The sequence below is a fragment of the Mesorhizobium sp. M0522 genome (genome assembly GCF_040321085.1).
In the GTDB taxonomy this organism is placed as follows: domain Bacteria; phylum Pseudomonadota; class Alphaproteobacteria; order Rhizobiales; family Rhizobiaceae; genus Mesorhizobium.
This window is the reverse complement of record NZ_JAMYQW010000001.1, coordinates 18,668-40,195: the sequence shown is the minus strand read 5'-3', so window position 1 is coordinate 40,195 and position 21,528 is coordinate 18,668. Positions and strand designations below refer to the sequence as shown.

Annotated in this window: 22 protein-coding genes; 6 read left to right on the top strand and 16 right to left on the bottom strand. The window is 63.6% G+C overall.

Features of this window, described 5'->3' with window-relative positions:
* Positions 1-44 precede the first annotated feature (44 nt).
* A complete protein-coding gene (locus tag NKI58_RS00200; protein ID WP_352448400.1) occupies positions 45-326 on the top strand; it encodes a hypothetical protein in 282 nt (93 codons plus the stop codon).
* Between the two features lie 12 nt (positions 327-338).
* Here the strand turns inward: NKI58_RS00200 and NKI58_RS00195 are convergent, their stop codons facing one another.
* Positions 339-1,319, bottom strand: a complete 981-nt coding sequence (locus tag NKI58_RS00195) for an AraC family transcriptional regulator (protein WP_352853006.1) — start codon at positions 1,317-1,319, stop codon at positions 339-341.
* A gap of 91 nt (positions 1,320-1,410) precedes the next feature.
* Here NKI58_RS00195 and NKI58_RS00190 point away from each other — a divergent pair, with 91 nt between their 5' ends.
* Positions 1,411-2,634, top strand: coding sequence for an MFS transporter (locus tag NKI58_RS00190; protein WP_352853005.1), 1,224 nt, complete (start codon positions 1,411-1,413; stop codon positions 2,632-2,634).
* Here NKI58_RS00190 and NKI58_RS00185 read toward each other — a convergent pair.
* Positions 2,631-2,978: a GFA family protein gene (locus NKI58_RS00185; protein WP_352853004.1), complete on the bottom strand. Its 348-nt coding sequence runs from the start codon at positions 2,976-2,978 to the stop codon at positions 2,631-2,633. The two genes, NKI58_RS00190 and NKI58_RS00185, sit on opposite strands and share 4 nt — an antisense overlap.
* A 120-nt stretch (positions 2,979-3,098) precedes the next feature.
* Here NKI58_RS00185 and NKI58_RS00180 point away from each other — a divergent pair, with 120 nt between their 5' ends.
* Complete coding sequence (locus tag NKI58_RS00180) at positions 3,099-4,394, top strand: amidase (RefSeq protein ID WP_352853003.1); 1,296 nt, start codon at positions 3,099-3,101, stop codon at positions 4,392-4,394.
* Positions 4,395-4,408: 14 nt separating this feature from the next.
* Here the strand turns inward: NKI58_RS00180 and NKI58_RS00175 are convergent, their stop codons facing one another.
* From NKI58_RS00175 to NKI58_RS00155, 5 genes are read right to left on the bottom strand one after another with little or no spacing between them, the layout of a single operon-like run.
* The gene (locus NKI58_RS00175) at positions 4,409-4,792 is read right to left on the bottom strand and encodes a DUF6748 domain-containing protein (RefSeq protein WP_023675186.1); all 384 of its coding nucleotides are present in this window, start codon (positions 4,790-4,792) and stop codon (positions 4,409-4,411) included.
* A 42-nt stretch (positions 4,793-4,834) separates the two neighbouring features.
* Complete coding sequence (locus tag NKI58_RS00170) at positions 4,835-5,815, bottom strand: hydroxyacid dehydrogenase (RefSeq protein ID WP_352783564.1); 981 nt, start codon at positions 5,813-5,815, stop codon at positions 4,835-4,837.
* Position 5,816: 1 nt separating this feature from the next.
* Positions 5,817-6,533: a FadR/GntR family transcriptional regulator gene (locus NKI58_RS00165; protein ID WP_352783567.1), complete on the bottom strand. Its 717-nt coding sequence runs from the start codon at positions 6,531-6,533 to the stop codon at positions 5,817-5,819.
* A gap of 1 nt (position 6,534) precedes the next feature.
* Positions 6,535-7,704 (bottom strand): mandelate racemase/muconate lactonizing enzyme family protein, encoded by a 1,170-nt coding sequence (locus NKI58_RS00160; protein WP_023675189.1) that lies wholly within the window; start codon positions 7,702-7,704, stop codon positions 6,535-6,537.
* A 54-nt stretch (positions 7,705-7,758) separates the two neighbouring features.
* Positions 7,759-8,646 carry a sugar phosphate isomerase/epimerase family protein gene (locus NKI58_RS00155; RefSeq protein WP_352568283.1) on the bottom strand — a complete coding sequence of 296 codons (888 nt, stop codon included), beginning with the start codon at positions 8,644-8,646 and terminating at the stop codon, positions 7,759-7,761.
* A 393-nt stretch (positions 8,647-9,039) separates the two neighbouring features.
* Here NKI58_RS00155 and NKI58_RS00150 point away from each other — a divergent pair, with 393 nt between their 5' ends.
* The 3 genes from NKI58_RS00150 to NKI58_RS00140 all read left to right on the top strand — a co-directional run bounded on the left by NKI58_RS00150 (position 9,040) and on the right by NKI58_RS00140 (position 12,508).
* Entirely contained in the window at positions 9,040-10,095 is a 1,056-nt protein-coding gene (locus NKI58_RS00150; RefSeq protein ID WP_352783570.1) for a sugar phosphate isomerase/epimerase family protein, read from the top strand.
* A gap of 147 nt (positions 10,096-10,242) precedes the next feature.
* Positions 10,243-11,430 (top strand): Gfo/Idh/MocA family protein, encoded by a 1,188-nt coding sequence (locus tag NKI58_RS00145; RefSeq protein WP_352783572.1) that lies wholly within the window; start codon positions 10,243-10,245, stop codon positions 11,428-11,430.
* A 226-nt stretch (positions 11,431-11,656) separates the two neighbouring features.
* A complete protein-coding gene (locus NKI58_RS00140) occupies positions 11,657-12,508 on the top strand; it encodes a sugar phosphate isomerase/epimerase family protein (protein WP_352783574.1) in 852 nt (283 codons plus the stop codon).
* Between the two features lie 24 nt (positions 12,509-12,532).
* On the opposite strand, the gene phnE (NKI58_RS00135) is transcribed toward NKI58_RS00140, so the two are convergent.
* From phnE (NKI58_RS00135) to NKI58_RS00095, 9 genes are all read right to left on the bottom strand, one after another.
* Positions 12,533-13,900, bottom strand: a complete 1,368-nt coding sequence (phnE, locus tag NKI58_RS00135) for a phosphonate ABC transporter, permease protein PhnE (protein WP_352825600.1) — start codon at positions 13,898-13,900, stop codon at positions 12,533-12,535.
* Positions 13,901-13,967: 67 nt separating this feature from the next.
* Complete coding sequence (phnE, locus tag NKI58_RS00130) at positions 13,968-14,924, bottom strand: phosphonate ABC transporter, permease protein PhnE (protein WP_352783580.1); 957 nt, start codon at positions 14,922-14,924, stop codon at positions 13,968-13,970.
* Between the two features lie 159 nt (positions 14,925-15,083).
* Positions 15,084-15,992, bottom strand: a complete 909-nt coding sequence (gene phnD, locus NKI58_RS00125; protein ID WP_352620198.1) for a phosphonate ABC transporter substrate-binding protein — start codon at positions 15,990-15,992, stop codon at positions 15,084-15,086.
* A gap of 90 nt (positions 15,993-16,082) precedes the next feature.
* The gene (gene phnC / locus NKI58_RS00120) at positions 16,083-16,931 is read right to left on the bottom strand and encodes a phosphonate ABC transporter ATP-binding protein (protein WP_023675197.1); all 849 of its coding nucleotides are present in this window, start codon (positions 16,929-16,931) and stop codon (positions 16,083-16,085) included.
* A 270-nt stretch (positions 16,932-17,201) separates the two neighbouring features.
* The gene (locus NKI58_RS00115; RefSeq protein WP_352783583.1) at positions 17,202-17,819 is read right to left on the bottom strand and encodes a DapH/DapD/GlmU-related protein; all 618 of its coding nucleotides are present in this window, start codon (positions 17,817-17,819) and stop codon (positions 17,202-17,204) included.
* The gene (phnL, locus tag NKI58_RS00110; protein WP_352783586.1) at positions 17,816-18,523 is read right to left on the bottom strand and encodes a phosphonate C-P lyase system protein PhnL; all 708 of its coding nucleotides are present in this window, start codon (positions 18,521-18,523) and stop codon (positions 17,816-17,818) included. The genes NKI58_RS00115 and phnL overlap by 4 nt, the downstream gene beginning before the upstream one ends.
* 211 nt (positions 18,524-18,734) lie before the next feature.
* Positions 18,735-19,511 (bottom strand): phosphonate C-P lyase system protein PhnK, encoded by a 777-nt coding sequence (gene phnK, locus NKI58_RS00105; protein ID WP_140536281.1) that lies wholly within the window; start codon positions 19,509-19,511, stop codon positions 18,735-18,737.
* The gene (locus tag NKI58_RS00100) at positions 19,508-20,419 is read right to left on the bottom strand and encodes an alpha-D-ribose 1-methylphosphonate 5-phosphate C-P-lyase PhnJ (protein ID WP_352783589.1); all 912 of its coding nucleotides are present in this window, start codon (positions 20,417-20,419) and stop codon (positions 19,508-19,510) included. Before NKI58_RS00100 ends, phnK begins: the two co-directional genes overlap by 4 nt.
* Positions 20,416-21,528, bottom strand: a complete 1,113-nt coding sequence (locus tag NKI58_RS00095; RefSeq protein ID WP_352783591.1) for a carbon-phosphorus lyase complex subunit — start codon at positions 21,526-21,528, stop codon at positions 20,416-20,418. Before NKI58_RS00095 ends, NKI58_RS00100 begins: the two co-directional genes overlap by 4 nt.

Sequence of the window (21,528 nt, the reverse complement as noted above, 5' to 3'; positions counted from 1 at the left end):
GGCTTTGCAAGCCCAATTTGGAGGCCCAAAATGGAGGGTTGGCTATGGGAAATCTGTTCCGCAGTTTTGCGACGATCCTGCTCGTCGCCGGTATGGGATTGTCGGCGGCGCATCTGGGCGAGGCGCAGGCCGCCAAGAAAGTTGTCGCCGGCGCGAAGGTCGACGCCAAAAAGATCAAGGACCTCAACGGCACGGTCAATCTGTCCACCAGCGACTGCAAGCTGTTGTTGAGCGGCACCGTCGTGGAAGTCTCGGATGGCAGGTGCGGGGCCTCCGGCAAATATTGCAAGAGCAGCGCCGGCTCGGCCTGCATCACCGAGCAATAAGCCGGCCAACGTTTAGCCGGTCTGGCGGATCTCCGCCTGTTCCTCGGCCCGGAAATGGCTGGGCGGCGATCCGATGACCCGTTTGAAGGCGCGGCTGAAGGAGGCGTCGGATTCGTAGCCGAGGCGCGCCGCGACGACGGAAATCTTGAGCCGGTCGCGGACCAGCCATTGCCTCGCCTGGTGCATCCGCACCTGCGTGACGTACTTTGCCGGTGTTTCGCCGACAATGGTTGCGAAGCGCTCGGCGAAACCTGATCGCGAGGCACCCATCATCTTCGCCAGAGCCTCCACCGTCCAGTCGCGGTTCGGTTCAAGATGGATCGCGGCCAGCACCCGGCCGATCTCGCGGTCCCTGACCGCCGCAATCCAACCGGAAGAGTCGCCGCAGCCGCGCTCGACCCATGAGCGGATGACGGTCGCGGCGAGCACATCGGCCAGCCGCGCCAGGATGCCGCCGGAGCCGACGCGCTCCATCGTCACCTCGCGGGCCATCGCTTCCAGCAAATGCGGGATACCTGGCTCATAGGCCTCCAACTCATGTGCGCGCATCACGTCCGGCATCATGCCGAGCAAGGGGTGCAAGCCATCGAGATTGAAATACATGCTGCCGAAAAACAGCAAGGTCCCCGGACGGCAGCCGGGCATGCCGTCATTCGACATGCAATAGACACCCTTGCAGATTTCCTCGACCTCATAGCCGTGGATCGGCGCCGCCTCGATACCCGGCTCGCTCGCCAGTGTGTGGGCTGAGCCGCGCGGCAACAAGGCAGCGTCGCCCGCCTTGAGCTCGACCCATTCACCGGACGGCTGCAGCAACCAGCAGCCTTTGCGGCCGATGAAATGAAACCGTGCCGCCGCCTGAGCCGGAAAATGGATGCCCCAGGGTTCCTTCATCTCGCAACGGCCGTAATCGACGCCTTCGAGGCGCAATCCGCGCAATATGTCTGTCAGCGGATCACCGGTGACGGGGATTTTGGACGAACGGTCAAGCATAATGGTGTTTCTAGCATGGAAACTCCAGACGGTCACTCCTTATGTTGCACTGCAGCCAGATGCTGCGCTGCAACCAGATCGGAGATCCCTCATGACCGAACCCGCGACAGGCGTCATGGACGCCGTTCTCGACCCATCGGAAACCGGCGAACGATCCGAGCCCGCATGGGGGGCGGTGGTCTCCCTGGCGCTCGGAGTCTTTGGCCTGGTGACCGCGGAATTTCTGCCTGCCAGCCTGCTGACGCCGCTTGCGCAGGATCTCGGCATCACCGAAGGCGCCGCCGGGCAGGCGGTAACGGCCACCGCCGTCATTGGCGCGATTGCGGCGCCGACCATGGCTATTGTCACCAAGCGGCTGGACCGCAGGCTGGTCATGTGGGCACTGACGGTGCTGCTTGTGCTGTCAAATCTGGTGGCCGCGTTTGCGTCCTCGCTTCCCGTTCTTCTGATTGCCCGCATCATGCTCGGGATCAGTCTTGGCGGCTTCTGGTCGATGTCGGCAGCCATGGCGATGCGGCTCGTTCCGATGCGGCTGATGCCGCGCGCCATGTCGATCATTCTCACCGGCGTTTCGGTGGCGACGGTCTGCGCGGCTCCGGTCGGCGCCTATGTCGGCGACATCTGGGGCTGGCGGACGGCGTTCATGATCGCCGCCGTGGTCGGTGCGCTGGCGCTGCTGGTGCAGGTGGCTACCATTCCGAAGCTGCCGCCTGCAGGTACGGCAGGTTTTCGCACGCTGCTGGAGGTGATGAAGCGGCCGATGATCAGGGTGGCACTGCTGGTGGTGCTGCTGGTCGCCTCGGGACATTTTGCCGGCTTCACCTATGTCCGCCCGTTTCTCGAGAAGGTCCCCGCGCTGGACATCGAGACGATCTCGCTTGTGCTGCTCGCCTACGGCATTGGTGGCTTCTTCGGCAATTTTGCCGGCGGCTTCATTGCCGAACGCAACCTCAAGGCAGCCGTCAGCCTGGCGCCCCTGCTGATCGCGTTTTCGGCGCTCCTGCTGCTGGTGGTCGGAGGTTCACCCGTCGTGGCTGCAATAGCAGTGGCCAGCTGGGGCTTTGCCTTCGGCGCCGTCCCAGTCGGGCTGCAGACCTGGCTGGTGCGGGCCGCCCCCGATCAGGCGGAAAGCGCCGGTGGGCTCATGGTTATGACGTTCCAGGTCGCCATCGCGTTGGGCGCCGTCTTCGGCGGCCTGCTGGTCGACAATACCGGCGTTGCCACCGCCTTCGCCTATTGCGCGGCGGCGACGTTGCTTGCGGCACTGGCGGCGTTCTTCCTTGGCCCCAAGCCGATCGACGACCCCAAGGCCTAAACGGAACGGCCGTCGAAGTCGAAGACCGGCACGGCGGCGACGTCCAACGCCTCGATGCAATTAATATTGATATAGGCACTTCGCCCGCTCCCTTCGCCGATACCCTCGGCGAAGGGGTGAATGCCGCAGCTGCGGCAGAAGCGGTGGGCGATGACATGGTTGCCGAAGCTGTAGCGGCCGAGATCATCGCCCCAGGCAAGCACCCGCATGCTCTCATGCGGAACTGCCCATAGCAGTGCACCCTTGCGCGAGCAGATCGAGCAATTGCATCGAACGGCTCCGGTCAGCTCGCCTTCGACCTCGAACGCGACCTTGCGGCAGTGGCAGCTGCCTTGGTAGAGCATCGGGCCTTCCTCCTTCGGTTCGACACGTGCAAATCCGACCGTGCCGGGCTATGTCTCCTGCGGCCAGTTTCTGGCTACTACGTTAAGACGTTGCAAGCGCGCGGAGTCCGACACCAAAAAATGCAATCAGCCCGCGATCACCTCGAAGCAATTCTTTCGCCTCTTGCCGCTCGCGTCGACGATGAGAGGGTTTTCGTAAAGCTCTACCCGGAAGCCGCACGGGCGGCGGCGGACGCCACCGATGCGCGGCGAAAAGCCGGCGTCACGCTCGGGCCGCTCGATGGGGCGATCGTCTCGATCAAGGATCTGTTCGATGTCGCCGGCGAGCCGACCACGGCGGGCTCTCTGCTGCTCGCCAACGCAGCGCCGGCGCTGCGGGATGCCATTGTCGTGCAACAGTTGCGCCAGGCCGGTGCAATCATCCTCGGCAAGACCAACATGACCGAGTTCGCCTTTACTGCGATCGGCGTCAATCCACATTATGGCACGCCCGGCAATGCTAGCGATGCCAGCCGTATTCCGGGCGGCTCCTCCTCAGGCGCCGGCGTTTCGGTGGGCGAAGGCACCAGCGAAATCTCCATCGGTTCCGATACCGGTGGTTCGGTGCGCATTCCGGCATCGCTGAATGGCGTCGTCGGTTTCAAGCCGACTGCGCGGCGCGTGCCGCTTGCGGGTGCGTTTCCGCTGTCAGCCACGCTGGACTCGATCGGTCCGCTGGCCCGCACCGTCGCCGAATGTGCGGCGGCCGATGCAGTGATGTCGGGCGAAAACCTGGCGGCACTGTTGCCGCTGCCGCTGGACGGCCTGCGCATCGGTATTGCGCGCGGCGTGCTGTTCGATGATACGCAGGAAGAGGTCGCGACGACGTTCGACCGGTGTCTGCGCAAGATAGAGCTTAGCGGCGCACGGCTTGTGGAGCTGTCGATCGACGACCTGCTTGCCGATCTGCGCGTGGCAACCCAACGCGCGTCGATCGCGGCGATGGAAGGGGCGGAGATCCATGCCGACTGGCTGGCGACGGGAGCGACGAGGCCGGTCGACCCGCGGGTAAGCGGGCCATTGGCGCGCGCCGCCGCCATTCCGGCCACGGTCTATATCAGGGCAATGCGCCGCCGCACGGCGCTGGCCGCCGCGATGGATGACCGGCTGGCGTCGGTCGACGTGCTGGCCCTGCCGACCACACCGGTGACGGCGCCGACGATCGTGTCGATGACCAGCGACGAGGCTCTGTGCAACAGGACGGAAGGCCTTCTGCTGCGCAACACGCAGGTCGCCAACCAGTTCGATCTATCAGCCATCTCGCTTCCGATGCCGGGAATGACGCGTCCGGCCGGCCTGATGCTGGTGGCGCGCAATGACCATGACCACCACCTGCTGCGCATCGCAGCGGGCGTGGAGGGGCTGCTTGCAAATTGATCGGATAGCGCGTGTCAGCGCGACGAGCAGTGGCCGCGTTCGCTGTCCTTGGCGGCGCGTTCGATGCTGGTGGCGACCAGCCAAGGCAGGGTGTACCGCTTGCCGTTGAAGGTCCGGGTGCGGTTCTCGATCGAGCCGACAACAACGACCTTGCCGGCATAGAGCTTGTCTGAAAGATCGAGCGCCTTGTCTTGCTGCGGCAGGCGATCGATGTCGATTGAAACGCCTTTGATGAGCTTCCCAGCAGCGAGGTCGAGTGCGCTATTCGATGGACAGGGTGCCGCCACGCAGCGTATGCCGTTGTCGCAGAACACGTAGCTACCCTGTCCGTTGGCGAAGGCTTGCGCCGTCGCCACGCAGAAGCCGGCGGTCAGCAGGAATTTTGTGACGCTTGCCATGCCGGCACCATCGCCGGCGAATTCGGGAAAATTGGGGCGCTTTCAGAAATCGGCAGGGAACCGCCGCCGGTAGTGCTCGACCACTTCGGGGTTGCGCAGATTGACCGGCAATCTGTTGGCCAGCACCAGCAAGGCTTCGCCAGCCGCGCCGACGCCCATGCGCATCATCGACTGCTCGGTAATCCCAGCCATGTGCGGGGTGACGATGACGTTGTCGAAGCCGAAATAAGGATGGTTGGGCGGTAGCGGTTGTGTAGCAAAAACATCGAGCGCAGCGCCGCCGATGCGGCCCTTCTGCAAGGCCTCGATCAGCGCGTTGTCATCGATCACCGGCCCGCGCGAAACATTGATCAGCAGCGCATCCGGCTTCATCCGCTCAATGCGCTCGCGGCTGATCAGCCCCCGTGTTTCGGGCGTCAGCGGGCAGCACAGAACGATGATGTCGCTCTGCTCGATGAGTGCATCGATCGACAGGAAGCCGACCCTGTCCGGCGCCGGCCGCATGCTGCGCGTCGTCGCCACCACATTCAGATCGAACCCATGGGCGGCGATGTGGCCAACCGCCTGACCGATCGCGCCGAGGCCGACAATGCCGATCGTCTTGCCCGCTAGCTCGCTGGCCACCACCGTGTGTTCGCGGCCCGCCAGCCAGCCCTTCGCACGCAAGTCGCGGTCCGACACACGGAAGCGCCTAAGCAGCGCCAGCGCCGCGAACATCACATATTCGGCGACAGATCGCGCGTTCACCCCCGGCACGTTCGCCACCAGCACGCCGACCGCATTGGCCGCTTCCATCGGTACCATGTCCAGCCCGGCGCCGTGGCGGATCGCGGCCCTGAGCTTCTTCGCGCCTTCGAAAAGCGCCGCAGGCAAGGGAGCGCGAACGATGATGACATCGGCGTCCCTCGCCTCGGCGGCCAGCGTGGCCGCATCGAGGGCGGAAGCAACGACGAGTTCGCCGGCCCCGGTCAGCATGGAAGCGGCACGAGGGTGCAGTCTGTGTGTTGACAGGATCTTGGGCATTTCAGGCCTTTTCGAGCGCAGGGCTTTCCGGTTCCGCCCCACGCCCCTCGATCAGCCCCTTCCAGTAGCTTTCCGCGCCTTGCAGGTGGGCGCTCATCAGCGCCTGGGCGAGATTGCCATCGCGGCGCAGCAGCGCCTCGTAGATCTGGATATGCTCGGCATGGGAGCGCACGCTGCGTTCGGGATCGTTGAAATAGATCGGCAGGCGCAGTTCACCCATCATGTAGTAGACGCTGCAGATATTGTGGAAGACGCTGTTCTTGGTCGCCCGCACGATCTCGAGGTGGAACTCGCGGTCTTCCCGGGGAAGCCCTTCACCGGCGGCGATGCGATCCTCGGAGGCCTTCAGGATCTCGCGCAGCCGCTCGAAATTCTCCTCGGTGGCGCGTGAACAGGCAAGTTCGGCGGCCTTGATCTCGTGGATCTTGCGCAACTCGACCGTCTCGTAGATCTGGACGGGATCGAGCGGCAGGCCGGCGCGGGCGAACAGCGCCATCGCCTCGACGCTCGCCTGCTTCGTATCGATGTAGATCCCGGATTTCGCCCGTCGCTCGACGATGCGCATGGCCTCGAGAATGGCCAGCGCCTCGCGGATCTGGCCGCGGCTGACGCTGAAATGCTCTGCCAGTTCGCGCTCCGACGGCGTGCGGCCCGTCTCCTTGTCCGAATGGGAGAACAGATAGGCGGCGAGTTCCGCGAGAAGGTTCTTTTCTTTCATGTCAGCCGTGTTGCGCGTGCGCCTCCAGGAACCGCTCCGAAATGGTGAATCCCAGCCCGGGTCTATCAGGAATCGCTACCATACCGTCCTTTGCTTCGACAGTCTCTTCGATCAGATCGTGGATCATCGGGTTGGCGCCGAGCGAATATTCGACGGTGAAGCTCGCCGGCGAAGCAGCGCAGACATGCAGCCCGGCAAAGAAGCAGGGCGCGCCGGCCCAAAGATGCGGCGCAAAGCGCAGATTGAAGGCGCTGGCGATGGTGCCGATCTTCATCGCCTCGCTGATGCCACCGCAAAAGGCCGGATCCGGCTGGAATATATCGGCGGATTTGAGCACGGCGAGGTCGCGGAAGGCATAGCGCGTCGCCTCGCTTTCGCCGGTGGCGATCGGGATCGAACCGCAGGCGCGCACCTCGGCCATGCCGGGCTTGTCGTCGGCGATCACCGGCTCCTCGAACCAGGCGAGATCGAGGTCGCCGGCGAGATGGATAAAGCGCTTGGCTTCGGCCACCGTGTAGGTGCCGTGCGCGTCGACCATCAGGTCGATATCGGGACCGAGCGCCTGTCTGGCGGCACGGACGCGAGCGGCCGAGATATGTGGGGCGCCGTCCATGGCGCCGACGCGCATCTTCAGCGCCTTGAAACCGCCCTTGGTGATGTAGGACTGCAGCTGGTCGCCGATGGCTTCCGCAGTGGCCCAGCCGCCGGAAGCATAGGCCGGCATGCGGTCCAGCTTGCGGCCGCCGAGCAGCCGCCAGACCGGAACGCCGAGCGATTTGCCAAGAATGTCCCACAATGCGATGTCGACGGCGCTGATAGCGGCGATGCTCATGCCGCGTCGCGCCAATTGCGGCATGGCGTGGCCGGCGCGAGCGGCGCTGTCGTGGCGCGTGCCATTATAGAGCATCTCCCATATGACGCCGATGTCAGCCGGGTCGCGGCCGACCAGCTGCGGGCCGACCTCGTAGTTCAGCAAATGGACAAGGGCGCCGTAGCTGCCGGCGCTGCCGGCGGCATTCTTGCCCTCGCCCCAGCCGACCAGCCCGTCGTCGGTCTCGATGCGCAGGATGGCGGCGTCGAACGTCGCCACCTGACCGAAGTCGCTGCGGTGCTGCTTCGCGGCTTCGATCGGTATGCGGACCCACCAGGCTTGGACCGTCTTGATGCGCATGTTCATCCTCGGCCCGGCCGCGGTGAGGCGGAAGGGCTTTTCCAAACGGCTCGGCTACTTGATCAGCGGCAGCAGCGTTTCCGCGTTGATGCGCATCTGGTCGGTGTAGAATTTCTCCGTGAGCACGCTGGAGCCGTGGTCCTGAATGAATTTCAGCTGCTCCGGCGAGATGTCGACGGGGTTGCGTTCGACCATGTCGGGATAGGGGGCAGCCGGCGTGCGGTCGACGGGGGCGACGAATTCATTGGTCAGCGCGCCGTCATAGCCGATCTCCTTCAGCGTGCCGACGATCTTCGGCCAGTCGATCTGCCCGAGGCCGGCGGCGAAGCGGTTGTTGTCGGCGACATGGAAGTCGTACAGGCGCTTGCCGACCTGCCGGATGGCGTCGTAGACGTTAAATTCTTCCATGTGGATGTGGTAGGCGTCGAGGCAGACGCCGCATTCGGGACTGACCGCATCGGCCAGCGCCAGTGCCTGGGCGCCGCGGTTGAACAGATAGGTCTCGAAGCGGTTGAGCGGCTCGACCGCGATCTTGACGCCGACCTTCTTGGCGTGGGTGAAGCATTCCCGGGTGGCGTCGACCACCCATTTCCACTCCTCTTCCTCGGTGCCGTCCGGCACCACCTTGCCGACGGTGGCCGGAACCAGCGTGATGATCTCGCCATCAAGTTCGCTGACCATGGTCAGCACGTCCTTGACATACTGCACCGAGCGCTCGCGCTGGCCCTGGTCCTTGGAGGCGAGATTGCGCTCGCCCAGCATCAGCGTCACCGCTCCCCAGCAGCGAATGCCGTACTCGTTCAACAGTGCGCGCGTCTCCTTGGGCTTGTACTGTTCGGGTTCGCCGGAGATCTCGATCGACTCGTAGCCGAATTTCTTGATGCGCTTGAGCGTCGTTTCCAGCGGCTCCGCCCGCATCCAATTGTGCGTCGAAAGATGCATGGTCTATCCTTCCCAGAATCGCCTGTACCAGTTCGCCTGCGGCGCACTCTGCCGAAGCGTGCCGCATGATTCCTCCCCAAGGCGTCCCAGCATTTCTTGGCAAACTGGTTCGACCAATTGGGCCTGATGGGAGGTCTACAGTAATTTCATCTGGACGGCAAGAACTGCTGCCATCAAGCGTTGGCTCCTATCTATGCTATTGATTATACTTAAACATGTGGCCTAACTCGGCATGGTTGCAGGACCGCGGCAGCGCGTCAAATGGCTTGACCAGATTTCGGCATTTGGTAATACCAGAATAGCGGCGCTGAGCGCGCTGTGCAAAGAGACCAAAGACGCTGGCCCTGTTTTCAATCGGCGCTATGCTTGGTCGTGAAACATAGGGAGATGCCGATGCCGACGACGATGAAGGGGCCTGGTCTGTTCCTGGCGCAGTTTGCGGGCGACGCCGCGCCGTTCAATTCGGTGGCCTCGATCACCAAATGGGCGGCTGGTCTGGGCTACAAGGGCGTGCAGATCCCGACATGGGACGCCCGATTGTTCGATCTCGAGAAGGCAGCCTCCTCCAAGGCCTATTGCGACGAGGTGAAGGGCATCTGCGCCGATGCCGGCGTCGAAATCACCGAACTGTCGACGCATCTGCAGGGGCAACTGGTGGCGGTGCATCCCGCCTATGACGCGCAGTTCGACGGCTTTGCGCCGGCTGCGGTGCACAACAATCCAAAAGCCAGGCAGCAATGGGCGGTCGAACAGATGAAGTTCGCCGCCAAGGCGTCGAAGAATCTCGGGCTCAAGGCGTCGGTGTCGTTTTGCGGCGCGTTGGCCTTCCCATACCTCTACCCATGGCCGCAGCGGCCGGCGGGACTGATCGAGGAAGCATTTGCCGAGCTGGGCAAGCGCTGGAAGCCGATCCTCGACGTCTATGACGAGAACGGCGTCGATGTCGGCTACGAAATCCATCCGGGCGAGGACGTGTTCGACGGCGCGACATTCGAGATGTTCCTCGATGCGGTCGGCGGCCATAAGCGCTGCAACATCAACTACGACCCGTCGCACTTCCTGCTGCAGCAGCTCGATTATCTCGAATTCATCGACATCTACCACGAGCGGATCAAGGCGTTCCACGTCAAGGATGCCGAATTCAATCCGACCGGGCGGCAAGGCGTCTATTCCGGCTACCAGAGCTGGACCAACCGCGCCGGGCGTTTCCGCTCGCTCGGCGACGGGCAGGTGGATTTCGGCGGCATCTTCTCCAAGCTCACCCAATACAATTACGATTCATGGGCGGTGCTGGAATGGGAATGCTGCCTCAAGCACCCGGAGGATGGTGCTGCCGAAGGCGCCCCCTTCATCCAGCACCACATCATCAGGGTGACGGAAAAAGCATTCGACGATTTCGCCGGCGGCACGACCGATAAAAAGGTGCTGCGCGGCATGATGGGGATCTAGCACAGATATCCCTCCCGAGGGGAGGGTGGCCCGGAGGGCCGGGTGGGGTCGGTCCATGCCGAGCTTCACGCCCGGCGACCACCCCGTGCTACGCGTCGACCCTCCCCTCAAGGGGGAGGGGTATCTCAGATAACGAGGGAGAAAATCATGGTTGGCGCATCGAAGACGGAAACGGGAGGCGGTCCGATCCGCTACGGCATGGTTGGCGGCGGACAAGGCGCCTTTATCGGCGCGGTGCACCGCATCGCGGCGCGCATGGATAACGAGTTCGTGCTGGTTGCCGGCGCCTTGTCGTCGAATCCGGAGCGCGCCAAGGCCTCGGCGGCCGAGCTTGGGCTCGATCCGGCACGCAGCTACGGCTCCTATGCCGAGATGGCCAAGGCCGAGGCCAAGCGGCCGGACGGCATCGAGGTGGTGGCCATCGTCACGCCGAACAATGTGCACGTGCCGGCCGCCAAGGCTTTTCTCGAGGCCGGCATCCACGTCATCTGCGACAAGCCGCTGGCGACGACGCTGGCCGAGGCAAAGAGGCTGGCGGCGCTGGTCGAAAAGACCGGCAAGGTGTTTGTGCTGACGCATAACTACACCGCCTATCCGATGGTGCGGCAGGCACGCGAGATGGTGGCCAAAGGACAGCTCGGCGACATCCGCATCGTGCAGTCGGAATATCCGCAGGACTGGCTGACCGAAGACCTGGCCGCCACCGGCCAGAAACAGGCAGCGTGGCGCTCCGACCCGAAGCAGGCGGGTGCCGGCGGTGCACTGGGCGATATCGGCACGCATGCCTACAACCTTGCCCGTTTCGTCTCCGGGCTGGAGCTCGATTCGTTGTCGGCCGACCTCGATGCCTTCGTGCCGGGGAGGCTGCTCGACGACAACATCAATGTGCTGCTGCGCTTCAAGCCGGTCGGCGGGTCGCACCCCGCCAAGGGCATGATCTGGGCAAGCCAGGTGGCGCCCGGCCACGAGAACGGGTTGAAATTGCGCATCTACGGCTCGAAGGGCGGGCTCGAATGGGTGCAGGCCGATCCGAACTATCTCTGGTACACGCCGTTCGGCCAGCCGAAGCAGTTGATCACCCGAAACGGCGCGGGAGCGTTGCCCGTCGCCGGGCGCGTCAGCCGCGTTCCGCCAGGCCATCCGGAAGGCTATCTCGAAGGTTTCGCCAACATCTACCAGGAAGCCGCGCGGGCCATTCGTGCGGCGCGCCGGAAGGGCGGCAAGCCGGCTAAGGATGTCGTTTTCCCAACTGTGCAAGACGGCGTCGAAGGCATGGCCTTCATCGAGGCCTGCGTGAAATCGGCGAAGAAGAATGGAGCGTGGACGAAACTTTAATCACTGCGTCCAGTTAACGGGAAGTCCCCCTCACCCGGACTGCCGGCCGAATTGCAAGGGCAATTCGGGGCATTCCGATCTCTCCCCGAGGGGAGAGGAGATCGCCTGCGTTGGCGTCTGCATCTTCTCCCCAGCGGGGAGAAGGTGGCCGCGAAGTGGCCGGATGAGGGGCTTGTGGCGAAGTCGCCGGAGGAGCAAGCCCGGCCGTCAAAGGGGAGGGGCGTCGATGAAAATCGGCATGTGCATGTTGTTGTGGACGACCAGTGTCACGAAAAAACACGAGCCGTTGTTGAGGGATATCAAGGCGACCGGCTTCGACGGCGTCGAGATACCGGTCTTCTCCGGCACGCCGGACGACTACAGGAAACTCGGCGAGCTGCTCGACCGTATCGGGCTGCAACGCACCGCCGTCTCGGCGATGGGCGATCCGGCGATGAACCTGATCTCGCCGGATGCCTCGAGGCGCAAGGCCGGGATCGACTACATGAAATCGGCGATCGACTGCGCTCAGGCGCTTGGCGCGAACACGTTGAGCGGCCCGCTGCATTCCACACTCGGGGCCTTCTCCGGCAGCGGGCCGACGGCGGCCGAGAAAAAACGTTCGATCGCCTCGCAACGCGCCATTGGCGACCATGCCGGCAACAAGAGCATCACCATCGGGCTGGAGGCGCTCAACCGCTTCGAATGCTATCTGCTCAACACGATGGACGATTTGTCGGAGCATATCGACGCGATCGACCGGCCGCACATCAAGGCGATGTACGACACCTTCCACGCCAACATCGAAGAGACCGACCCGATCGGCGCCTATACGCGCAACCGCAAGAACATCGTCCATATCCATATTTCGGAGAACGATCGCGGCGTGCCGGGCCGCGGCCACGTCCCCTGGAAGGAGACGTTCTCCGCCATTCGCAAGAGCGGCTACGACGATTGGCTGACGATCGAGGCGTTCGGGCGTTCGCTGAAGGATTTGGCCGCGGCCACCAAGGTGTGGCGCGACTTTTCCGAAGGCCCGGAAGCTGTTTACCGCGACGGCTACAGGCATATCAGGAATGGATGGAGGAAGGCGCCCTAACCGCACGTCTGCGCAACGCCCCCGTCAGCCCTGGCCGGCCTGGATCCGGTTGTAGTCGTGGATCGTCCTGCTCAAGCGGCGGCGCAGGAAATTGGAAATGTTGTCGAAGATGAAAACGACGAGCAGGACCAAGAGCACCATGTAGAAGACATTGGCCCAGTTGGAATTGGTGCGCATCGCCTCCCAGAGCTTCAGGCCGATGCCACCGGCACCGACGGCGCCGATGATCGTCGCGCCCCTGGTGTTGGATTCCCACTGATAGAGTGTCTGGCTGATGAAGACCGGGATCACTTCCGGCAGCACGCCATAGCGCTGCACCAGCAAGCCGTTGGCGCCGGTCGACTGGACGCCCTCGCGTGGCTTGTCGTCGATGTTCTCGAGGCCTTCCGAATAGACTTTGCCGAGCGTGCCGATCTCGGTGAAGAAAATCGCGGCGCTGCCGGCAAGCGGGCCCGGGCCGAAGGCGCGGGTGAAGAACAGCGCCCAGATCAGCATGTCGACCGAACGCATGAAATCGAAGAACCGCTTTAGCACCTGGCTAAGCAGGCCGCTCGGGGTGATGTTGCGGGCGGCGAAGAAGGCGAGCGGGAAGGCAACGATGCCGCCGAGCAAGGTGCCGAGAAACGCCATGACGATGGTCTGGAACAGCTTCGTCCAGACGTCGCCATGCTGCCATTGGGCGTTGTTCCAGATATTGTCGGCGGCCAGCGCAATGTTCGATGTGCCCGGCTTGATCTCGGGTCCGGACACCAGCAACGAGACCACCTCGCCGGGCGACTTGCCGAAGAAGGGCGAGCGTGTGTCGAAGACGAAATTCGCCCAGCCGAGGAAGCGCTTGCGGACCTTGACGCGATCGACGGTTATACGGACCTCGCCGGCAAAGCCCATCCTGGCGACGATCTCATCGTCATGCGCGGTGATCCACTCCGGCACCGGGCCGGATATTACCGGTTTGCCGTTGGTCAACGACACCGGCACCGCCTGGCCATTGGCGACAAGCGTCGCTTCGGCCTTGTCGAAGGTGACCGATTTGGCCCGGCCGTCGATCAGGACGGTGTAGGAGCCGTTGGCGTTGGTGATGACCCAATCGGGATGCGGGTCTTCGCCGAGCGCCGAAAATCGCGGGTATCTGGGTGTGATCTGAGGCTGGTCGAGACGGAATTCCGGCTGCAGATCGTAGCTGATCCATTGCGTCAGGAAGAGCGGCAGGCGCTCCCAGTGCGATTCCCTCAGTACTTGCGGCAGGCTGAAGAACCACAAGGCGTAGAGGAGATAGAGCAGGATGCCGGTGAACAGGACCAGCGGGCCGAAGCGTTTGTACAAGGGCCGCCGGAACACTTGGGGAAAGCGCTCCTCGATCGACCGCATCTCATCGGCGGTCATTGCGGCCATGGGCAGTCTTCTTGTTGATTTGCCATGATCTTTTCCAAAAACCGGAATCCACTTGTTGGGATCATGGTCAGGCACCCATCATGAATGCCTGCTCGCCGACGAGCTTGCGGCGTAGCCAGGCGGAAAACTGGTCGACGAGGAAGATCGTCGTGAACAGCAGCAGCACCAATGCCAGCGTCTTGGCGCCGAAGCCGCGCGAGATGGAGAGCTTCAGTTCCTCGCCGATGCCGCCACCGCCGACCGCGCCGATAATGGTCGAGATACGCACATTGATCTCGATCCTGAGCAGCGTGTAGGACATGAAATTGGGCAGCACTTGCGGCAGGCCGGCAAAGCGCACGCGCTCGAACCAGTTGGCGCCGACCGCGCGCAGGCCTTCTTCGGCGCGCATGTCGATGTTTTCGTTGATCTCGTAGAAGAGCTTGCCGAGGGCGCCGATGGAATGCAGGCCGATGGCGATGATGGCTGCGACCGGGCCGGTCGAGAGGATGGCTGCGAACAGGCCGGCAACGACGATCTCGGGGAAGGCGCGAAGCAGTTCCATGAAGCGCTTGACGACGAGCCTGAGCACCGGACTGGGCGTCAAGTTGCGCGCGGCGATGAAGGAAAAGGGCACCGTAAAGACAAAGCCGATGAAAGTGGAAACCAGCGCCACGTTAAGCGTGGTGAGCATCAGCTCGAAATATTCGGGTAGATAAAAGCCGCCCCAGAGATAGACGCGGCCAAGCGGGAAGTTGAACTCTTGGCTGCCCTTGTCGTGCGGCGATGCGATGTCGAACAGCGCCCGCCAGACGTCGTTCCAGTCCTTGGGAACAAGCCAACTAAGGAAATCCAGTATGTGCGGCAGCCGATCGAAGAAATGTCCGGCATTGGCCTCGTCGGCGAACCACATGGCTGTGCACATGGCGACAAGCAGTGAGCCGATGCCGAGCGCCGTGTAGAACCGGCGCAAGGACGTCTGGCGTCGCCAGGCGTCTGCTGCCTGCCGGACCGCGTCTGAACGAATTGTAGCGGCGAAGGTCATACGGGGTCACGAGCGGACACGCAAAAAGGGCGGCGACCGCATCGGCCCGAAAGTTGACTTTCGGAAAGCACGATGCGGCATCTAAGTGTTAGAGCGTACTTTGTGCGTCCAAGTGGACGCACGTCGCTCTAATGGACGCCGCCCTTTCCGCAATTGTCGTCAGCCGCCGATCGCGGCTTTGCGGGCTTCGACGATGACGCTGTAGAAGTCCGGCTTCACCGGAACGTAGCCGGTGAAATCGCCGCCTTCGATGGCCTCGAAGCAAGGCTTGTCCTTGGCCGGCAGGCTGGTGAAGAAGTTGGCGAGCTTGGCGCTCATATCGCCGCCGAGTGCGGTGCGCACGACCAGCGGGCCGTTCGGGATCAAGCCGGAGCGCCAGACTTCGACGAAATCATTGGGGTCCACGGCGCCCTTGGCGACTTCCTTGTGGAAGGTGCCGGAGGTGTAGCCGTTCTTGAAGTCGCCGATGCCCGAGGAATCGTCAACCGCAACATCGACCTTGCCGTCGCGAACCGCGAGAAGGTTGTTCTCGTGGCCGCCATTGAACTGGGTCGAGGCGAAGAAGGTTTCGTTCGAAGCGCCGGTGTCCTTCGGGATCTGGGTCAGCGGGATCAGGTAGCCGGAGGTCGAATCCGGGTCGGCATAGCCGAGCTTCTTGCCCTTGGCCGACTTGATGTCGGTGATGCCGGACGACTTCAGCGCAAGGCCGATCGAATAATAGCCGGTCGCGCCGTCGGTCTGCTGGGTGGTGAGGATCGGGGTCACGGCGTTCGGATCCTTGAGGTAGACGCTGGCATAGCCCGACGCGCCAAGCTCTGCGAAATCGAGCGTGCCGCCGAGCAGGCCCTGGATAACGCCGTCATAGTCGGCGGCCGGGAACAGCGAGACCTTCTCGAAGCCGAATTCGGACTTCAGGTGATCGGCGAGGCACTGAAAGTTGCGCAGCCGGTCCGCTTCGTTTTCACCGCCAAGGATGCCGATGCGGAATTCCTTGATATCCTGGGCGTGAGCGGCGCTTGCCGCGATAGCGAGCAATGAAACGGCGCCAAAAACCATCTTCCTGAACATTATCTCTCTCCTGTTGGTCCCGGCCTCGCGCCGGTAGCGTACGAATTTTTTGACAGGTGCCTTTGACGCGGGCGGGCGATCAGGCCGTTCTCAATATCCCGGGAATGCGGGCTCGAGCGGTCCGGCGGATGCAGCGATTTTCTGTTTGATGGCGACACTGGTGGAGGTGATGGCCTCGGAGATTTCGCCGCCATTGCTGTCGGCGCCGTAGACCATGCGCACGGCCTCGCGGTTGAGGGCTTCGGGCGGGCCGTCGAAGACGACCTTGCCGGCGGCCATGCCGATGATGCGGTTGCAGTAGGTGCGGGCCGTATCCAGCGTATGCAGATTTGTGATGACGGTGATGCCCTCGCGCAAATTGATGTCCTGCAGCGAATCCATCACCACCTTGGCGTTGAGCGGATCGAGCGAGGCAATCGGCTCATCCGCCAGCAACACCTTCGGCTGCTGCATCATGGCGCGCGCAATCGCAACGCGCTGCTGCTGGCCGCCGGAAAGCGTGCCGGCCGGCTGCAGGGCGGTGCGGGCGATGTCGAGGCGCTCGAGGGCTGCAACCGCCTCGGCGCATTCACCGCGGGAGAACATGCCAAACAGGTTGGACAGCGTCGAGCGGTGGTTGAGCCGGCCGAGCAGCACATTGGTCAGCACATCGAGGCGCGGCACGAGATTGAACTGCTGGAAGATCATGGCGCAGTCGCGCTGCCATCGCCGGAGCGGCGAGCCGCGCAACCCGGAGACCTCGACGCCGTTGAACAGGATGGATCCCTGGCTGGGATCGATGAGGCGGTTAATCATGCGCAGCAGCGTCGATTTGCCGGCGCCGGAGCGGCCAATGATGCCGACCATCTGGCCTTGCGGAATCGCGATGTGAACATTGCTGACGGCGGTGTTCTTGCCGAACCGGCGGGTGACGCCGCGGATTTCGAGCGTAGCTGACATGGTGCAGGCTCCAGTCCAATCGCAATTGAAGGTCTGTTTACCCTGGCTAGCGCAGCCGCGTGAACCTGCAGTGTCGGAACGATGTCAGTTTTGTTACTGCCCACAGCCTGGAGCGGGGCGGGATCAACTCGGCGCGAGAAGCTCGAATGGTGAATGGTGAATGGTGAATAGTGAATAGTGAATAGTGAATGGTGGCAAGAGAGGCTTCCCTAAGCCTCGAAACCTATCCGTCCCGCCATTCACTATTCACCATTCACCGTTCACGATCCCTTAGCCGCCATATTTCTCCAGAAACGCCTCCGCCGACAATTCCCGAAAATCGTCGAGCGCGGCGCGCAGCCTTGCATGGTCCCAGTCCCACCAGGCGAGCGCCTGGTAGCGCTCCGCGGTGCGGCGGTCGAAGCGTTCGCGGATCGGCTTGGCCGGTACGCCGGCGACGATGGTGTAGGGCGCGACGTCCTTCGACACCACCGCACCGGCACCGACCGCCGCGCCATCGCCGACGGTGACGCCCGGCAGGATGGTCGAGCCGTGGCCGAGCCAGGTGTCGTGGCCGATGGTGACGCGTTTGGCGCGGCGCTTGGCGAAGAATTCGCTCTCGTGCTCGGCGTCGTCCCAATAATCCGAGGCGCGATAGGTGAAATGGTGCAGCGTCGGCCGCCAGGTCGGATGGTTGGTAGCGTTGATGCGCACGCTTGCGGCGATGTTGGCGAATTTGCCGATCGTTGCGCACCAGACGCCGCAGTCCTGCATCACGTAGGAATAGTCGCCGAGCGTGCTTTCGGAAACCCGGCAGCGCTCGGCGATCTCGGTCCAGCGGCCAAGCGTCGAGTTCTCGACTTCCGCCGTCTCGTGCATCAGCGGCGCCTCCGACAGTTTCCTGGTCATGCGGCGATTTTCCCGGCGGCGAAGGCGGTCACGTCGATGACGCGGTCGGCGACCGCCTCACGCACGTCGTGATCGTGGAAGATGCCGAGCAAAGCGACGCCCGCTGCCTTCTTGGCGGCGATCAGGGAAATCACCACATCGCGGTTCCTGGCGTCGAGCGAAGCGGTCGGCTCGTCGAGCAGCAGGATCGGGTGCTCGGTGATGAAACCGCGCGCGATGTTGACGCGCTGCTGTTCGCCGCCGGAGAACGTCGCCGGCGGCAGCGCCCAGAGCTTCTCCGGCAGGTTGAGCCGCGCCAGCAAGGCGCGTGCCTTGCCGTGCGCGACCTCGCGCTCCTCGCCGCGCTCGACCAGCGGTTCGGCCACGACGTCGAGCGCAGAGACACGCGGCACGGTGCGCAGGAACTGGCTGACATAGCCGATGGTAAGCCGGCGCACGGCAAGCACGGTGCGCGGGCTGGCCGAGGCGAGATCGATGAGCCCGCCCTCGTGCTGGACGATGATCTGGCCTTCATCGGCGGCATAATTTCCGTAGAGCATTTTCAGGATCGAGCTCTTGCCGGCGCCGGACGGGCCGCCGAGCACGGCGCATTCGCCGGCCCTGATCGCGAACGAGACACCGGCGACCACCGGCAGTTTGATGCCGTCGCGCAGATGCATAGTGAAGCTCTTCGCGACATCGGAGACAACGAGCGGGGTTGCCATCAGAGGGTTCTCCAATCGTCATTCGTCTGCGGGCCAACACCCCCCTCTGGCCTGCCGGCCATCTCCCCCTCAGGGGGGGAGATTGGCTGTCGCATTCGGTTTCGCCATTCTCCTGTGTCGCAGAACGGGCGGGACATAAAAGCTGCTGATCTCCCCCCTTGAGGGGGAGATGGCCGGAAGGCCGGAGGGGGGTACGCCGGAGCAATCATCGTCACACCTGCAGAATCGAGGAGACAAGCAACTGGGTATAAGGCGCGCGCGGATCGTCGAGGACGCGGTCGGTGAGGCCGCTTTCGACGACGCGGCCGTCCTTCATCACCATCATGCGCTGCGACAACAGCCGCGCCACGGCGAGATCGTGGGTGACGACGATGGCGGCCAGGCCGAGATCGGTGACCAGGCCGCGCAACAGATCGAGCAGGCGCGCCTGCACCGAGACGTCGAGGCCGCCGGTTGGCTCGTCCATGAACACCAGCCGCGGCCCGGTGACGAGGTTGCGGGCGATCTGCAGGCGCTGGCGCATGCCTCCGGAAAAGGCGCGCGGCTCGTCGTCGATGCGGTCTTCGTCGATCTCGACACGAGACAACCAGTCGACCGCCGTTGCGCGGATCCTGCCATAGTGACGGTCGCCGACCGCCATCAGCCGCTCGCCGACATTGGCGCCGGCCGACACCGTCATGCGCAGCCCGTCGGCCGGGTTCTGATGGACAAAACCCCAATCGGTGCGCATCAGGAAGCGGCGCTCGGCCTCGCTCATGCGGTAGAGTTCGCGAAACTGGCCGTCGCGCATCCGGTAGCTGGCGGTGCCGGAGCTGGGCAGCAGTCGAGTTGACAGGCAGTTGAGCAAAGTCGTCTTGCCGGAACCGGATTCGCCGACCACCGCCAGCACTTCGCCCGGCCAGAGGTCAAAAGTGACGTTCTCGCAGCCGACGCGCGAGCCGTAGAATTTGGACAGCGCCGAAACGCGCAGCAGCGGTTCGTCGGTCATTGCGCCGGCTCCGTTTTTCCTGGGGCAAGATGGGTCTCGGGCGCGAGATGGCCGCGGTGGCCGTCAGCGCGCCGCTTCTCGCAATGATCGGTATCGGAGCAGACGAACATGTGGCCGCCGTGGTCGTCGAGGATGACCTCGTCGAGATAGACGTTCTCGGCCGCGCACAGCGCGCAGGGCTGGTCGAAGGTCTGCACCTCGAACGGATGGTCCTCGAAATCGAGGCTGACCACATCGGTGAAGGGCGGCAGCGCGTAGATGCGCTTTTCGCGGCCGGCGCCGAACAATTGCAAAGCCGGCGAACGGTGCATCTTCGGATTGTCGAATTTCGGCGTCGGCGAGGGATCCATCACATAGCGGCCCTCAACCTTGACCGGGTAGGCGTAGGTGGTGGCGATGCGGCCGTGCCTGGCGATGTCCTCGTAGAGCTTCACATGCATAAGGCCGTATTCCTCCAGCGCATGCATTTTGCGCGTCTCCGTTTCCCGCGGCTCGAGGAAGCGCAGCGGCTCGGGGATCGGCACCTGGTAGACCAGCACCTGACCGGCACTCAGCGGATATTCAGGGATGCGGTGGCGCGTCTGGATGATGGTCGCCGTCGCCGTCTCGGTGGTGACCGCGACATTGGCGACCTTCTTGAAGAAGGTGCGGATCGAGACGGCATTGGTGGTGTCGTCGGCGCCCTGGTCAATGACCTTGAGCACATCGTCCGGGCCAATGATCGAAGCGGTGACCTGGACGCCGCCGGTGCCCCAACCATAGGGCATCGGCATTTCGCGCGAGGCGAACGGCACCTGATAGCCAGGAATGGCGATGCCCTTGAGGATCGCCCGACGGATCATCCGCTTGGTCTGTTCGTCAAGATAGGCGAAGTTGTAGGTGGCGATGTCCGCTGGTTGTGCACTCATTCCGCTGCCTCCCTCTTTTCTTCGGCCTTGCCGGCATTTTCGCGGGCATCATGCTCGGCGCGCATGCGGCGCACGAGGTCGAGTTCGGCCTGGAAGTCGACATAATGCGGCAGCTTCAGGTGCTCGACGAAGCCGGTCGCCTGGACATTGTCGGAATGCGAGATGACGAACTCCTCATCTTGCGCTGCGGCGATGACATCCTCACCCAACTCCGAGGCGCGCAGCGCGCGGTCGCATAGCGCCATGGCCATGGCCTTGCGCTCGCTCTGGCCGAAGACGAGGCCATAGCCGCGGGTGAATTGCGGCGGCGCCTTTGCCGAGCCCTTGAACTGGTTGACCATCTGGCATTCGGTGACGCGGATGCTGCCGAGCGGCACGGCAAAGGGCAGTTCCGGCACGTCCAGTTCCAGTTCGACCTCGCCGATGCGAACTTCGCCGACGAAGGGATGGTTGCGCGCATAGCCGCGTTGGGTGGAATAGCCGAGCGCCAGCAGAAACCCCTCGTCGCCGCGCGACAGCGCCTGCAGGCGGATGTCGCGCGCCATCGGGAATTCGAGCGGCTCGCGGGTGATGTCGCCGGGGGTATGATCCCCAGGCATGTCGCCGTCGGGCTCGATCAGGCCTTCGCGGGCGAGGATGGCCGAGACGCGCGGCATGGCTTCCGCCTCGCCTGCACGCTGCTCCGGCTCGGCGACATCGCCGCCGGCGGCAAGTTCGGGATCGAGCAGCCGGTGGGTGTAGTCGAAAGTCGGGCCGAGCAACTGGCCGCCGGGCAGGTCCTTGTAGGTGGCCGACACCCGCCGCTCGACCAGCATCGTGCTGGTGTCGATCGCCCTTGTGTAGCCGAAACGCGGCAGCGTCGTGCGATAGGCGCGAACCAGGAAAATCGCCTCGATCATGTCGCCGCGCGCCTGGACGATGGCGAGTGCCGCCAGTTCCCTGTCGTAGAGCGAACCTTCGCTCATCACCCGGTCGACGCCGAGCGCCAGCTGCTCGACGATCTGGTCTAGACGAAGTGCCGGCACCGAACGGTCGCCGCGCCGGCGGTCGGCGAGCAATTTGTGAGCATTGCGAATGGCCGTCTCGCCACCCTTTACCGCCACATACAT